The 15,628-nt window shown below is 36.2% G+C and carries 14 protein-coding genes; 13 read left to right on the top strand and 1 reads right to left on the bottom strand.

From position 1 onward, the window contains the following. The first annotated feature begins 71 nt into the window (after positions 1-71). The 13 genes from lpxD (at position 72) to AC3RVG_RS03535 (ending at position 13,616) form a co-directional block, all read left to right on the top strand. Positions 72-1,097, top strand: coding sequence for a UDP-3-O-(3-hydroxymyristoyl)glucosamine N-acyltransferase (gene lpxD / locus AC3RVG_RS03595; protein WP_489690065.1), 1,026 nt, complete (start codon positions 72-74; stop codon positions 1,095-1,097). After that, positions 1,090-2,496, top strand: coding sequence for a bifunctional UDP-3-O-[3-hydroxymyristoyl] N-acetylglucosamine deacetylase/3-hydroxyacyl-ACP dehydratase (locus AC3RVG_RS03590; RefSeq protein WP_489690064.1), 1,407 nt, complete (start codon positions 1,090-1,092; stop codon positions 2,494-2,496). Before lpxD ends, AC3RVG_RS03590 begins: the two co-directional genes overlap by 8 nt. 87 nt (positions 2,497-2,583) lie before the next feature. Next, the gene (gene lpxA / locus AC3RVG_RS03585; RefSeq protein ID WP_489690063.1) at positions 2,584-3,369 is read left to right on the top strand and encodes an acyl-ACP--UDP-N-acetylglucosamine O-acyltransferase; all 786 of its coding nucleotides are present in this window, start codon (positions 2,584-2,586) and stop codon (positions 3,367-3,369) included. Between the two features lie 75 nt (positions 3,370-3,444). Next, complete coding sequence (gene efp / locus AC3RVG_RS03580; protein WP_489690062.1) at positions 3,445-4,011, top strand: elongation factor P; 567 nt, start codon at positions 3,445-3,447, stop codon at positions 4,009-4,011. Between the two features lie 72 nt (positions 4,012-4,083). Next, positions 4,084-5,022 (top strand): UDP-3-O-(3-hydroxymyristoyl)glucosamine N-acyltransferase, encoded by a 939-nt coding sequence (locus AC3RVG_RS03575; RefSeq protein WP_489690061.1) that lies wholly within the window; start codon positions 4,084-4,086, stop codon positions 5,020-5,022. Further along, positions 5,019-5,432, top strand: a complete 414-nt coding sequence (locus AC3RVG_RS03570; RefSeq protein ID WP_489690060.1) for a nuclear transport factor 2 family protein — start codon at positions 5,019-5,021, stop codon at positions 5,430-5,432. Before AC3RVG_RS03575 ends, AC3RVG_RS03570 begins: the two co-directional genes overlap by 4 nt. A 111-nt stretch (positions 5,433-5,543) precedes the next feature. Beyond that, the gene (sucD, locus tag AC3RVG_RS03565; protein ID WP_489690059.1) at positions 5,544-6,416 is read left to right on the top strand and encodes a succinate--CoA ligase subunit alpha; all 873 of its coding nucleotides are present in this window, start codon (positions 5,544-5,546) and stop codon (positions 6,414-6,416) included. Between the two features lie 184 nt (positions 6,417-6,600). Continuing rightward, positions 6,601-7,347 carry a 3-oxoacyl-[acyl-carrier-protein] reductase gene (fabG, locus tag AC3RVG_RS03560; RefSeq protein ID WP_489690058.1) on the top strand — a complete coding sequence of 249 codons (747 nt, stop codon included), beginning with the start codon at positions 6,601-6,603 and terminating at the stop codon, positions 7,345-7,347. A 101-nt stretch (positions 7,348-7,448) separates the two neighbouring features. Then, positions 7,449-9,482, top strand: a complete 2,034-nt coding sequence (locus tag AC3RVG_RS03555; protein ID WP_489690057.1) for a vWA domain-containing protein — start codon at positions 7,449-7,451, stop codon at positions 9,480-9,482. A 26-nt stretch (positions 9,483-9,508) separates the two neighbouring features. After that, positions 9,509-10,324, top strand: a complete 816-nt coding sequence (locus AC3RVG_RS03550) for a prohibitin family protein (protein ID WP_489690056.1) — start codon at positions 9,509-9,511, stop codon at positions 10,322-10,324. A 239-nt stretch (positions 10,325-10,563) separates the two neighbouring features. Beyond that, complete coding sequence (locus AC3RVG_RS03545; protein WP_489690055.1) at positions 10,564-11,952, top strand: hypothetical protein; 1,389 nt, start codon at positions 10,564-10,566, stop codon at positions 11,950-11,952. 171 nt (positions 11,953-12,123) lie between these two features. Beyond that, on the top strand, positions 12,124-12,867 hold the full coding sequence (locus AC3RVG_RS03540) for a hypothetical protein (RefSeq protein ID WP_489690054.1): 744 nt from the start codon (positions 12,124-12,126) through the stop codon (positions 12,865-12,867). 152 nt (positions 12,868-13,019) lie between these two features. Further along, positions 13,020-13,616 (top strand): hypothetical protein, encoded by a 597-nt coding sequence (locus tag AC3RVG_RS03535; protein WP_489690053.1) that lies wholly within the window; start codon positions 13,020-13,022, stop codon positions 13,614-13,616. A 50-nt stretch (positions 13,617-13,666) separates the two neighbouring features. Here the strand turns inward: AC3RVG_RS03535 and AC3RVG_RS03530 are convergent, their stop codons facing one another. Next, entirely contained in the window at positions 13,667-15,397 is a 1,731-nt protein-coding gene (locus AC3RVG_RS03530) for a sodium:solute symporter family protein (RefSeq protein ID WP_489690052.1), read from the bottom strand. Positions 15,398-15,628: the final 231 nt, after the last annotated feature.

Here is a 15,628-nt window from a genome sequence, read left to right as displayed (position 1 = left end):
ATTCATTTTAAAAACACTATTTTGCGGTCGCAATTAATATGTCCATCAGTTATTATAAACCAAACCGCTCAATGATATTTACAGCAGCCCAAATAGCAGGAATCCTGAATGGCACCGTAGATGGCGATGAAGGCGCAGAGGTTTCACAACTTGCAAAAATAGAAGAGGGCAGTAAAGGGACACTAACATTTTTGTCCAACCCTAAATATACCCCATACATATATTCCACTCAGGCTTCAATTACCATTGTTAATAAGGATTTTGTCGCAGAGCACGATTTTGAAACTACTTTAATACGAGTAGATAATGCGTATAACGCGTTTTCACAACTCTTGGAATATTACAATCAAGTAAAAATGAATAAAACTGGAATTGAACAACCGGTTTTTGTTTCTGAAAGTGCCAAGTACGGTGAAAATATGTATTTAGGCGCTTTTTCATATATAGGCGAAAATGTAATAATTGGCGATAATGTGAAGATTTATCCAAGCGTTTATATAGGCGATAATGTTACTATTGGCGACGATACCATTCTTTTTACTGGAGCCAAAATATATTCCGAAACAATAATTGGAAAATCTTGTGTTATAAACAGCGGTGTTGTAATTGGCGCCGATGGTTTTGGTTTTACGCCTAATGAAAGAGGTGAGTATAATAAAGTACCGCAAATTGGTAATGTAATTATTGAAGATAATGTAGATGTAGGTCCAGGCACTACTATAGATCGTGCTACTTTGGGCTCAACTGTAATAAAAAGAGGTGTGAAATTGGATAATCAAATTCAGATTGCCCATAATGTTATAATTGGTGAAAACACAGTTATTGCTGCGCAAACAGGAGTTGCTGGTTCAACTAAAATTGGAAAAAACTGTATGATTGGCGGACAAGTAGGGATTGCTGGTCATATTGTAATTGGCGATAATGTAAAAATACAAGCACAAAGTGGAATAGGAAGAAGCGTGAAAGACAATGAAACACTTCAAGGTTCCCCCGCTTTAAGTTATAGTGATTTTAATAAAAGTTATGTATATTTTAAAAACCTGCCCAAAATAATGGAAAGGTTCAATGTAGTTGAAAAAAAGCTAGATAATGAATGAATGTTTGGTAAAACAGCGCACCATTGGTAAGGAAATTTCCCTTACAGGAGTAGGCTTGCATACGGGCAAAGAGGTTACAATAACCTTCAAGCCAGCCCCAGAAAATCACGGATATAAATTTGTGAGAATCGATTTAGAAGGAAGCCCAGTAATTGAGGCAGACGCCAACTATGTGGTAAATACCCAACGCGGTACAAACCTAGAAAAACAAGGAGTTAAAATACAAACTTCTGAACACGTGCTCGCAGCATTAGTAGGTCTCGAAGTAGATAATTGTATAATGGAGCTCAATGCTTCCGAACCACCAATAATGGATGGCTCTTCAAAGTTTTTTGTTGAAGCCATAGAAACTGCTGGTCTAGTTACGCAAAATGCAGATAGAGTAGAATATGTTGTAAAAGAAGTTATTTCGTATTTAGACGAAGAAACTGGAAGTGAAATAATAGTAATGCCTTCAGATGAATACCAAGTTACTACTATGGTCGACTTCGGCACCAAGGTTTTAGGCACTCAGAATGCTTCGCTAAAACATATTTCAGATTTTAAAGATGAAATTGCAAACGCGAGAACCTTTAGCTTTCTTCATGAAATTGAAATGTTATTGGAGCATGGCCTAATAAAAGGCGGTGATTTAAATAACGCTATAGTTTACGTAGATAAAGAACTTTCCCAAAGCACAATGGAAAAGCTTAGCACAGCTTTCGGAAAAGATTCTATTTCAGTTAAACCAAATGGAATTTTAGATAATTTAACGCTTCATTATCCAAACGAAGCCGCAAGGCATAAGCTTTTGGACGTAATTGGCGATTTGGCTTTGGTGGGAACACGCATTCGCGGAAAAGTAATTGCGAACAAACCAGGACATTTCGTAAATACCCAGTTTGCTAAAAAACTGTCGAAGATTATTAAAATGGAAGCGCGGAATAACATTCCCACTTTCGATATTAATAAACCGCCAGTTAAAGATGTAAATCAGATAATGGCAATGCTTCCGCATAGGCCTCCGTTTTTGTTGGTAGACAAGATTATGGAAATGACTGAAAATAGTGTCGTAGGACTTAAAAACGTTACGATGAACGAACCGTTTTTCGTTGGTCATTTTCCTGGAGCACCAGTAATGCCCGGCGTTTTAATAGTTGAAGCAATGGCGCAAACAGGTGGTATTCTTGCATTGAGTACCGTTCCCGATCCTGAAAATTACTTGACGTACTTTATGAAAATAAACAACGTTAAGTTCAAGCAACAAGTAAATCCAGGGGATACCCTTATTTTTAAACTGGAATTAATGTCACCCATCCGTCGCGGAATCGTTCATATGAGCGGTAATGCATATGCAAACGGTAAACTGGTAACAGAAGCCGAATTGATGGCCCAGATGGTAAAAACAAAAAACTTATAATTCAATAGCTTGCGTGTTAAGATCAGTATAAAAATATAAGCTGATTACGCAAAATCATTTACCTATTAGAAACAATAAACAAGAGAAATGAACCAACCACTTGCATACGTCCATCCGGGCGCTAAAATAGCTAAAAATGTTGTGATTGAGCCTTTTACAACCATTCACAACAATGTTGTTATTGGAGAAGGAACTTGGATAGGCAGCAATGTAACCATCATGGAAGGTGCTCGCATCGGTAAAAATTGTAATATTTTTCCGGGAGCCGTGATTTCTGCAATTCCGCAGGATCTGAAATTTAAAGATGAAGACACCACAGCCGAAATTGGCGACGGAACAACCATTCGAGAATATGTAACTATAAATCGAGGAACCGTTGACCGTGGAAAAACCGTTATTGGAAAAAATTGTTGGATTATGGCTTATTGCCATATTGCCCACGATTGTATAGTTGGCGATAATTGCATCTTTAGCAATAACAGTACGCTGGCTGGACACGTAACCGTTGGTGACTACGTAATTTTGGCAGGGATGACCGCTGTACACCAATTTTGTATGATTGGAAATCACGCGTTCGTTACTGGAGGTTCCTTGGTAAGAAAAGACGTTCCTCCATTTGTAAAGGCCGCTCGCGAGCCGCTTAGCTATGTTGGAATTAACTCTATTGGCCTAAGAAGAAGAGGTTTTACTTCACTTAAAATTAGCGAGGTACAGAATATTTACAGATTACTGTATCAAAAAAATTACAATACCACACAAGCAACGGAAATCATTGAGGCTGAAATGGAAGCTACTCCGGAACGCGATGAAATCCTTCAGTTTATCAAAAATTCCAAAAGAGGAATTATGAAAGGCTATTTCAATTCAAATTAAGTTTAAATTTTTAATGGTTGATTGAAAAACAATTAACAGATAACTTTTAACATATACCCGCCTGCGGGCAATACTATGGCAACATCATCAGATATTAGAAAAGGACTTTGTATCCGCTATAACAACGACATTTATAAAATTACTGAATTCCTTCACGTAAAACCTGGGAAGGGACCTGCATTTGTACGTACCAAAATGAAAAGCGTAACCACGGGTAAAACTCTGGACAATACTTTTTCAGCGGGGCATAAAATTGACGATGTCCGTGTAGAAACTCACAAATTTCAATATTTATACAATGAAGGCGAAATGTATCATTTTATGAATACTGAGGATTATGCTCAAATTCAGCTAATGAAGGATATTCTTGACACTCCTGAATTGATGAAAGAAGGTGAAGTAGTAACCGTACTTATCAATACTGAAGACAATGCGCCACTTTCTGTTGAAATGCCGGCTCACGTTGTTTTGGAAGTTACTTCAACTGAACCAGGCGTAAAAGGAAACACAGCTACAAACGCTACAAAGCCCGCAATTGTTGAAACTGGAGCAGAGATTAATGTTCCTCTTTTCATCAATGAAGGGGATAAAATTAGAATTGACACCGAAAAAGGTCAGTATCAGGAACGTATGAAAGAATAGTAATTGCTTAGCCGTTTTCGGTAAGTTACTATTTTAAATTATTCAGTATTCAATAAACATTAAACATTCATTTTGAAATTCTCAACTCCCCAGACTCTTGAAAATATAGCTGTCATAATCGGATCCGATTACGTTGGGGAGCCTAGTTTCCCTATTTTCGGGATGAACGAAATACACGTTGTTCAGCCGGGAGATATTGTGTTTGTTGACCATCCTAAATATTACGATAAAGCGCTAGAGTCGCAAGCAACCGTAATACTTATCAATAAAAAAGTTGATTGCCCCGTGGGGAAAGCATTATTGATTTCTGAAGATCCCTTTCGCGATTTCAATAAACTAATACAGTACTTTAAACCTTTTCAAAGTGCTAATAGCTCAATTTCTGAGTCTGCAGAAATAGGCGAAGGCACCATTATTCAGCCCAATGTTTTTGTGGGTAATAATGTGAAAATTGGCAGGAATTGTTTAATCTATTCAAACGTTTGCATTTACGATAATACGGTAATCGGCAATAACGTAACTATTCACGCTGGTACCGTTTTGGGTGGCGACGCTTTTTACTATAAAAATCGCCCTGAAAAATTTGATAAACTTTTAAGTGGTGGCAATGTTGTTATAGAAGACAATGTTGATCTTGGAGCGCTATGCACTATAGATAAAGGCGTAACAGCTTCAACTACTATTAAAGAAGGTTCAAAGTTAGATAATCAAGTTCAAGTTGGGCACGATACCGTAATCGGCAAAAGATGCTTAATTGCTTCACAAGTAGGTATTGCAGGCTGCGTAATTATTGAAGATTTTGTAACTATTTGGGGACAAGTGGGAATAACCAGCGGTATCACCATCGGTGAAAAAGCTGTTATTTCGGCACAAAGCGGGGTGAGCAAATCACTTCTTGGGCATAAGTCTTATTTCGGATCGCCCGCAGATGAATTTAGAAAAAAATACAAGGAAATAGCTTCAATCAAGCTTATTCCAGAAATTATAGAAAAATTGGATAAATTATCATGAGTAGAACAGCAAAAGAAGTAGTTAGAGACTTTTACAGGTCTGATATTTTAAGAGACGAAACAGTATTGGAGCGTTTTTTCCATCCTGAATTGGTTCTTATCTGGAATAGTGCTAATGGTCTTAACATTATGTATTATGATGATATTGTAAAATTCTTTGATGAAGTGCGTCGCAACTACAATGATTTAAGAGTTGAGATAAGCCATATCCTTGAAGATGATAACAATGTTACTGTTCGGTATAAATACTATATCCGCACAATGGAAAATGAAGATGAAGAATTGGGTATAGCCCATTTTATTGCAATCTGGGAAGTTAAAGACGATAAAATCTACAGAGGTTATCAAGTTAGCCAGCCGGTTACTGATAATGACGATACAAACGAAAGCTATCACAGAGTTAAAGTGTAATATCTTTTAAAACCCTTGTCAAAAGCTGTATCTTTGCGGCAATTCTAAAGAAAAAATAATTGCATTCCTTTTGAATAATAAATATAAATAATCAATAGAAAATACTTAAAAATGAGCGTTTTAGTAAATAAAAATTCAAAAATAATTGTTCAAGGCTTCACAGGAAGTGAAGGTACTTTTCACGCCGAACAAATGATTGAGTACGGAACTAATGTAGTAGGAGGGGTTACTCCCGGAAAAGGTGGACAAAAACATCTTGACAGACCCGTTTTCAACACGGTTTCTGAAGCAGTGAAAGAAACAGGCGCAGATACCAGTATTATTTTTGTGCCACCAGCATTTGCTGCAGACGCAATCATGGAAGCTGCAGACGCAGGTATAAAAGTAATTATCACAATTACCGAAGGTATTCCAGTAAAGGATATGATTATCGCTTCGGATTATATAAAAGACAGAGATTGCCGTCTTATTGGCCCTAACTGTCCAGGAGTTATTACTCCGGGTGAAGCTAAGGTTGGTATTATGCCAGGTTTCGTTTTCAAAAAAGGAACTGTAGGGATTGTTTCAAAATCTGGAACACTTACTTATGAAGCAGCAGATCAAGTTGTAAAACAAGGTCTTGGTATTACTACTGCAATTGGTATTGGTGGAGATCCAATTATTGGAACTTCAACAAAAGAAGCATTAGAAATGTTGATTATGGATCCAGAAAGTGAAGCTGTAGTTATGATTGGCGAAATTGGTGGTCAATTAGAAATTGATGCTGCTAACTGGTACAAAAATAGCGGTATCAAAAAACCAGTAATTGGTTTTATCGCTGGTGAAACTGCACCTGCAGGCCGTACAATGGGTCACGCTGGCGCAATTGTTGGCGGAAGCGAAGACACAGCACAAGCAAAGAAAAAAGTAATGCGCGAGTGCGGTATTCACGTTGTTGAATCTCCAGCTGAAATTGGAAAGAAAGTAAAAGAAATATTGGGATAAGCCTTAACTAATATACAAAAAAAGCTCTGTGAAATTCACAGGGCTTTTTTTATGGAGAACCCGCAACCTTTTGTTATATTTGAATCGCCGCCTTTTTTGCGGTTTTCCTGCAAGGTGTCCCCCGCTTTTTTGCGGGGTACCTTGTAGGTATTTAAATTTGACCAATTAAAAAATTGACTTTAATATGAAATTATTAGAAGGAAAAACAGCAATCATCACCGGCGGAAGCCGCGGAATAGGAAAAGGAATTGTTGAAATATTTGCACAACACGGCGCTAATGTAGCTTTTACATATAGCTCTTCGGCGGAAGCTGCAAACGCTTTGGCGGACGAAGTTTCAAAAACAGGCGTAAAAGCAAAAGCATATAAAAGTGACGCAGCTTCTTTTGACGAATCACAAAAATTAGCGGAGGAAGTTATGAAAGACTTCGGAAGTATTGATATTCTCGTAAACAACGCCGGAATAACTAAAGACAATCTGTTGATGCGTATTTCCGAAGACGATTTCGACAAAGTAATAGAGGTAAACCTCAAGTCGGTTTTCAATATGACCAAGGCAGTGCAGCGTACCATGCTTAAGCAACGCAAAGGCTCAATAATTAATATGAGTTCTATTGTGGGCGTAACAGGCAACGCAGGACAAACCAATTATGCAGCTTCAAAGGCTGGTATTATTGGTTTTTCAAAATCGGTGGCTTTAGAATTAGGCTCACGAAACATTCGTTGCAACGTAATTGCACCCGGATTTATCGAAACTGAAATGACAGGTAAACTAGACCAAGATACTGTACAAAGCTGGCGTGACGGTATTCCGTTAAAACGCGGCGGAACTCCCGAAGATATTGCAAACGCTTGTGTTTTCCTTGCTAGCGATTTATCTGCTTATGTTACAGGGCAAGTGTTGCACGTTGATGGAGGAATGCATACTTAAAAAGTGTTCAGTGATCAGTGTTCAGTAACAGTATGCAGTAATGTGAAATTGTACTGAATTAAACCTGCAACCTAAACCAACCACAAATCATAACCTTATAATTGACTACAGAAACCATTCTTTATGTAATTCTCGCCGGAGTACTATCAGCTGCTCTGGCGGTTTTTATGTATGGCTATAGGTCTAAACAAAAAGGCTCTCTACAATGGATTTTGGGTGGATTGCGATTTGTAACGATATTTTCTATTCTGCTTTTACTTATCAATCCAAAATTTAAAAGCGAAACTTATACCATTGAAAAGCCGAAACTGCCTGTTTTAATTGACAATTCAGCCTCAATAGGGGAGTTGAACGAAACAGAAAATGTTTCCCAATTACTTCAAAAACTAAAAGCGAATAGTGAGCTAAACGATAAATTTGATGTTTCATATTATTCCTTCGGAAGTGATTTCCGCGAAAGCGATTCCCTTCCTTTTAATGAAAAGAACACCAATATTTCCAAAGCGCTTTCTTCCGTAAACGAACTTTTCAAAAGTCAAACTGCGCCAACAATTTTAATTACCGATGGTAACCAAACCCTTGGCTCAGATTACGAATTTTCTTCAGCAAATTTCAAAAATGAAATCTACCCAGTAATTCTGGGGGATTCAATAAAATACACCGACCTAAAAATTGAGCAGTTAAACACCAATAGGTACGCTTTTCTAAAAAACCAATTTCCTGTTGAAGTTATTTTAAATTATAGCGGCACAAACCCCGTAAACTCTGAATTTGTCGTTACTCAAGGTGCAGCAACTGTTTACCGAACAAATGTTTCATTTTCTGAAAATGAATCTTCAAAAACTTTAAATTTTACGCTTTCGGCAAATTCCGTCGGACTTCAAAAGTATACCGCGCAAATACTTCCGCTCGCGGATGAAAAAAACAAAACAAACAATAGTAAGCAGTTCGCCGTTGAAGTAATAGATCAGGCAACAAATGTGTTGGTAGTTAGCAAAATTAGCCACCCAGATTTGGGCGCCCTTAAAAAAGCGATAATCACAAACGAACGACGCACCATTACTTTTAAAAGTCCTGCGGAAGCTGCCAGCCTTTTAAACGATTTTCAACTTGTAATTCTGTATCAGCCCGACAGAAGTTTTGCTTCGGTTTTTGCAGAAATCGAAAAGGCCAATAAAAACACTTGGATAATTTCAGGATTGCATACAGATTGGTATTTTGTGAACGGGGCACAAGATAATTTCAACAAAGAAGCTTCCAATCAAAGCGACGATATTCAAGCTGAATTGAATAGTAATTACGGCACTTTTGCGGTAGAAGATATTGGTTTTAATAATTTCCCGCCACTGCATACGGAATTTGGCGCCTTGACTATTACTGTTCCCAACGAAATTATGCTGGAACAGACCGTAAGTGGCATTGCGAATGGCAATCCGCTGCTTGCTACCATGGAAATAAACGGCAAACGAGACGCAATCTGGGATGGTGAAGGCTTTTGGCGATGGCGAGCCCGTAGTTTTCTGGAAACAGAAAGCTTCCAAAGTTTCGACGATTTTATAGGAAATCTTGTTCAGTATTTAGCTTCAAATAAACGCCGAAGTAGGCTGGAGGTTTCTTCGGAAACATTCTATTACAATAACAATCCAATAAAAATTTCCGCCCAGTATTTCGACAAAAATTATGTTTTCGACAATCGCGCTTCGCTAAACATTACAGTAAAAAATACGGAAACCGATAAGCAAACAGTTTTTCCTATGCTTTTGCGAAACAATTATTACGAAGTAGACTTAAACAATCTTCCGGCAGGGGAATATAATTACACGGTTTCAGTTTTAAATGAAGCTGTTTCAAGCAGTGGTAATTTCACTATTTTGGAATTTAATGTGGAACAACAATTCCTTAACGCCGATGTATCGAAGCTTCGCAGACTTGCAAAAAATACAGACGGAATAGCTTATTTTTCAACACAAAGCGATTCATTAATTAATGCATTAGTTACAAATACTAACTACCAAAACGTTGAAAGAAGCGAACAAAAAGTAGTACCTTTGCTGGATTGGAAATATCTCCTCTTGCTTATCGTTCTTGCCCTCGCTGCAGAATGGTTTATCAGAAAATATAACGGACTCATCTAATAATTAATTAATAGAAAAAGTATACAATGGAAAAATTACCCAAACTCACAATACCCGTAATCGTAGGAGTTATTTTGCTGATTATTTTAGTAGCAAAATCTTCTGTAACTATTAGCTCTGGACACGCCGGAGTGCTTTATGAAACTTTTGGCAACGGTGTGGTAACTGACGAACCACCACTAGGCGAAGGTTTTCATATTATCGCTCCTTGGAACAGAGTTACAGTTTACGAAGTACGTCAACAGGAACTAAGCGAGAAGATGCAAGTGCTATCTTCTAACGGACTTGAAATAAAGCTTGATGCCTCTGCTTGGTATCAGCCAATTGCGACTGATGTTGCAAAACTTCACCAAGAGAAAGGTGAAAACTATTTACAGCGTGTTATTCAACCCGCAATACGTAGTGCCGCAAGAAGCGTTGTTGGGCGTTATACGCCAGAACAACTTTATTCTACTAAGCGTGATGCTATACAAACAGAGATTTTTGAGGAAACGAAAAAAATCTTGGACAAACAATATATTCAGTTGAATGAAATATTGGTTCGCGATGTAACATTGCCGGCAGCCATTAAGGACGCTATCGAACGCAAACTCCGCCAAGAGCAGGAATCATTGGAATATGAATTCCGATTGGAAAAAGCTACTAAAGAAGCGCAGAAAGTGCGAATTGAAGCCCAAGGTAAAGCAGATGCGAATGCTATTTTGAGCGCGTCTCTTACAGATAAAGTGCTACAGGATAAAGGTATTGATGCAACGTTAGAGCTATCAAAATCACCCAATTCTAAAGTAATCGTAATTGGTTCAGGCGACAGCGGAATGCCCCTAATTTTAGGGAATAACTAACCCCACTGTCTGGTCGAGCGCAGGCGAGACCCACTATATATAATTTTAAAACCCTCCTTGATGGAGGGTTTTTTTATGGGAAATATTTTGTTGGGTTTAAAATGGTTTTTATACGTCGCCGCTTTAAACCTTCCTATTATTTGATTATTGTTTTCTTTTTCTATATTTGAGATTAATTGATGTGGAAAAGCGCGGAGTGAATTGGCGTATATATACATGTTGGCAACCATTTGAGAAAAATGAAACAGACATTAATAATTTTAACTTTTGTAATAGTATTAGTTTCTTGCAATCAAGAAAAAAAAATGAATTCAGAGTTCGGACTATTTCCGACTGAATTTATAGATTCCTTGAAAACCATTTCAATTCCAATGGAACGTTTTGAATTGAATACGACAGAGAACAATACAATTCTAGCCAAAAATGGAACTATATTAATCATTTCACCAAATTCTTTTGTTGACAATAACGGCAACATTATTTCAAATGTAACTATCGAAATAAAAGAGAATTTTGAAATGTCCGATTTCATTCTTTCAAATCTTCAAACCATTCACAATGATGAAATTTTGGAATCTACAGGAATGATTTATTTATCTGCGACTGACAAAAATGGAAATGAACTCTCATTATCTGAAAATAAGAAAATCAGAATCCAAATTCCCCAGAATCATCTCGACAAAAACTCAAAAATATTTATAGGAAAAAGAGAAGAAGATGGAACAATTAATTGGGCAAATATTGAGGAACCAAGCAAATCTCTTATCCCATATCCAATATCATTTTTAGGTAAAATTGCACCTTGGAGATGTATTGAGTCTAATATTGTTAACGTCTACGAAGAAAAATTTAAAAACAATTTAGAATTTGAAAATACATTAGTAGCAACAAAGGAATTTACAGAAAGGGTTGCTTGTGATGATGAAATATTAGAAATCTACCTAAATAATCTCGACAAAAACCTTTATGAAATTGACGAAATGGTTGTACAACATTTGGTAAAAGATTCAACCGATTATCTCAACTCTTGGATTTTAAAAGAAGTTCCAAATCCAAATGGTGGGCCAAGGACAAAAGCTCAAAAAGATGCTCACAAATGGCTTGTAAATAATGCAAATGAAAGCTTTCATAATAGTATTAATATGTTCAAGGAATTTGCAAAACAAAAATTAACCAAAGTTGATACAACAAAAATTATTGATACGACTAAAATCAAAGACATCAACCAAGCATTTGTTTCCTACGATACTTCAAGTTTAGGCTGGTTTAATGTAGATGTATTTTTTAATGACCCCAAATCTGAACCAATAGAATTGATTGCCAAAACAAATCAAGAAGTTCAAATCATTAACCTTATTTTAAAAGGTAGAAATGTGATTTTAAATGGATATGAAAATGGAGAGAACCAATATAATTTTACCAAAGACGAAGAAGGATATAACCTATTGCCCAAAGGAGAAAAAGCTTTGATAACTGCAATCGGATATGACAACGGAAATCTAACTTTTGGAAAAAAAGAAATTATTTTAGGGAAAAATAAATTAGAAGCAATTGATATGCAAAAAGTATCTGCTTCTGAACTAAAAGAAGAAATAAAAAAAACGGTTGCCAACAATGGCTATAAGTAATTGCTGGTTCTCGCCTGCTTTGGAAATTCCTGCGGAATTTCCAACTTGGTGTATACTTGTAAAGTTCCGTGCTAACCCACGCAACTACTCATAGCCGAGACCGTTGCCCACAATTTGAAAAAACTACTAACCATAACATTTTTAACCCTGATTTTATCTTCTTGCGGGAATTTGGAAGTAGATAAACTGATTGCAGAATTTGAGGCAAAAGAAAATTATCGGATTTGGACAACGGAAAAATCCTTGACAAAAAAAGATTCTGTTTATCGTGAGCGAAAATCATTTAAAAGTTACGATTCGAAAAACCGATTAATTAATTATAATAACATTCAGTTTTACATCTACTACTATAACGAAAATCGGATTGAAAAAACCGAATCAATCGATAAAAGTAGAAATGGAACAGCCAAACTCAACACACAAAATTATATATACGATAGAAATGGCTTATTAAAATACATCATTGAGAAACGTGAAAAAATAGACACACTTCAATCATATAAATATAATTCGGAAAAAAATCTAATTGAAACTAAAACTAACTTTAGAACTATCACACAAGAATTTGAAAACGGAATCATTAAAAAGAGAATGGTTGCGGAACGAAATACGGAACCTAAAATCTCTGAATTTCAATACGATTCTATAAATCGACCAATAATTGAAAATTGGGTTTTTAGTGGAAATCATAGAATGAAAACAAAGTTTGAGTATAACGACAAAGGCAAACTCTATATAAAAATAGACAGTTCTTTAAACCAAGGAACAAACCCAAACGAATTTGTTGAGTTTATGAACGAATATAAATATGATAAAAATGATTCGATTGTTGAGATAATAGAACTAGGAAGAATATTGAGCGAATCTGATTTTAAAGTGCGTGGAAAGATAATTTTTGAAAGAGAGAGCGAATAAAAACTGTGGCAACATGGTGTATAAGCTATGGCTTGGTCGATCTTTACATGGAAAATCCTTCGGATTTTCCAAAGCCAGTTCTTATTTGTAGAGGTTCTTGCCGAGAAACCTTACAGCGCATATACATCTAAATTAGGAAATAACAAGAAAAATTGAGATTAGAACAAGATCATAGAGGAGAGAAAAGAATATTTCTCATTCAAGAAAATGGATTAAAGATTTCTGAGCATAGTTCATTTGGAAATAGCAATCGAATTATTCCATTTGAAAATATAACGAATGAGTTCGTTGCATTAAAGTTTAATCCCATTCATTATTTATTAATTATTGTTCTTTTTGTTTTAATAATATTTTCTTTTTTAGTTCTAAAAATATACGACATAGAAAGCTTGGAAAAAATATACGGAGCAATACTAATATTTCTTTTTGGTGGAGCTTTTGGAGTTTTTAATTTCAAAATGGCATCTACCGTTCTAAGGTGTACCGACTATGAAGGAATTGAATTTTATAAAAATGATCCTTCAAAAAAAGAAATGGATTCATTTATTCAAGAATTATTCAAACGAAGGAATAAATACTTAGCAAAAAGATTTGAAAAAGTGAATCCGAATTTGAATTATGAATTTCAGTATGCAATGTTTTATCACTTACACTCATTGGAAATAATTAACGTTGACAAATTTGATAAGCTGATTTCTGAGCTTGACAGAGTATTTGTTGAGCATAGCATACCATTTAGTGAAAATTAATCCTGCGTATTAAGTAGAACTGATATAAAACAATTTAAAGCCTTTTGACCTTACAACTGCGTCTTCTGAAACGATTTTATAATCACTAATCCGCAAATAACAGCTACAGCCGTTAATATAGACGCCAAAATATTGTTGCTGTAAATAAAATTTCCGATGGCAAACAAAGAGCAATAAACACCAACTACACCAGCAAAGAACCCGAGAATCTTCATTCCAAAACCTTTAAACTTAGATTCATTTCCAAAGATCAGGCTATTAAAACTGTTCAGCGTTTCTGCTTTTGACGGTTTAGTCATTAATGTTACAAGTACCCACCCAATTGTAGTTACCACAACTCCCACAACCAATTGCCAGTGACCAGCCATTTCTACCATTGGTGTATCCATTTTTCCATTTATAAAGAAGAAGGCAGCAATTACAAAAGAAATTAACATCGCAGCAATTTCACTGTATGGGTTTATTCTGCTCCAAAACCAGCGTAGAATAAAGAGTAAGCCGGTACCGGCTCCAATAGAAAGTAGCAGATTAAAACCATCGCGTGCTTCTTCTAAAACCAGGGCCAGCAAAGCCGCAAAAATCATCATTACAACGGTCGAAATTCTTCCAACTGTTACTTGTTCTTTATCTGTGGCACCTTTCCGAAGAAACCGAACATAAAAGTCATTCACTACATAGGAGCTTCCCCAGTTTAAATGCGTTGAAATTGTACTCATAAACGCAGCTATTAGGGATGTAATTACAATTCCCAGCAATCCAGCTGGTAAAAATGTTAGCATTGCAGGATACGATAAATCGTTTTTCACAAAAGCAGGATTCAAATTAGGAAAAGCTGCTTGTAAACTTTCAAGATTTGGAAATATAATAATAGATGCCAATCCAATTATTATCCAAGGCCACGGTCTAAGTGCATAATGTGCAAAATTGAAAAATAGTGTTGCATAGGTAGCGTGTTTTTCATCTTTTGCGGCTAACATTCTTTGCGCAATATAACCTCCACCACCGGGTTCTGCGCCGGGATACCAAACGCTCCACCATTGCACCGCAAGTGGAACAATGAGCAACGGAATTAATAATTCAGGTTTTGAAAAGTCGGGAAGCATTGCTGTTTTTGCAGCAACAGCAGGGGTGGAGAGGAGTTTTTCAATTCCTCCAATTTCAGGCATGTTTACAATATAAATAGTTGCCCAAATACTTCCCACCATCGCAATAATGAATTGTACAAAGTCTGTTAATAATACCCCTTTTAAACCACCAAAAGCTGAGTAAATAACTACTACGGGCGAAGCAATTAACAATACTTGATAAGATGATAGTCCAAACATTACGTGACCAATTTTAATTGCGGCCAAGCAAACATTTGCCATAATTATTATATTGAAAAATACGCCCAGATAAATAGCGCGAAAGCCTCTTAAAAATGCAGCACTTTTACCGCTATAGCGTAATTCATAAAACTCTAAATCTGTTGTTATACCACTTTTTCGCCATAATTTGGCATAGAAAAATACGGTCAACATACCCGTTAATAGAAAACTCCACCAAATCCAGTTTCCAAAAACGCCATCTTCTCTAATAACGCCAGCAACAAAGTTAGGCGTATCGGCCGCAAATGTTGTAGCTACCATACTTACCCCCAGCAACCACCAAGGCATATTTCTACCAGAGAGAAAAAAGGATTTTGAGTCTTTCCCAGATTGTTTTGCTACAATCAAACCAATTGCAATAAAAATTATAAAAAATGAAATAATAATTATCCAGTCGAGGGTGGCTAAATGCATAAGATGTATTGATTTTTCAGCAGTTCACAATTGCTTGGGTGAAAGTAAAGAATTTGCATCAAAAATTAATAAAGCGTTAAATTTTTATATTCACAGTTTGTTAAACAGAATTTTTGTTTAGTTTTGTCCTCACAATTATGAACAAAACAGTATTACATCATCATCATATTCTTTTCCACGCTCCTGCGAGGTGATATGACTGTTGTATAACTTAACAATATTCAAAACCCG

The sequence above is a fragment of the Aequorivita sp. IT1282 genome (genome assembly GCF_058068205.1).
This window is presented reverse-complemented; position numbering and strand designations above follow the sequence as displayed.

Coding starts and splice junctions, on each gene's coding strand:
- lpxD (WP_489690065.1), top strand. CDS start 72: ATGATATTTACAGCAGCCCAAATAGCAGGAATCCTGAATGGCACCGTA.
- AC3RVG_RS03590 (WP_489690064.1), top strand. CDS start 1,090: ATGAATGAATGTTTGGTAAAACAGCGCACCATTGGTAAGGAAATTTCC.
- lpxA (WP_489690063.1), top strand. CDS start 2,584: ATGAACCAACCACTTGCATACGTCCATCCGGGCGCTAAAATAGCTAAA.
- efp (WP_489690062.1), top strand. CDS start 3,445: ATGGCAACATCATCAGATATTAGAAAAGGACTTTGTATCCGCTATAAC.
- AC3RVG_RS03570 (WP_489690060.1), top strand. CDS start 5,019: ATGAGTAGAACAGCAAAAGAAGTAGTTAGAGACTTTTACAGGTCTGAT.
- sucD (WP_489690059.1), top strand. CDS start 5,544: ATGAGCGTTTTAGTAAATAAAAATTCAAAAATAATTGTTCAAGGCTTC.
- fabG (WP_489690058.1), top strand. CDS start 6,601: ATGAAATTATTAGAAGGAAAAACAGCAATCATCACCGGCGGAAGCCGC.
- AC3RVG_RS03550 (WP_489690056.1), top strand. CDS start 9,509: ATGGAAAAATTACCCAAACTCACAATACCCGTAATCGTAGGAGTTATT.
- AC3RVG_RS03545 (WP_489690055.1), top strand. CDS start 10,564: ATGAAACAGACATTAATAATTTTAACTTTTGTAATAGTATTAGTTTCT.
- AC3RVG_RS03530 (WP_489690052.1), bottom strand. CDS start 15,397: ATGCATTTAGCCACCCTCGACTGGATAATTATTATTTCATTTTTTATA.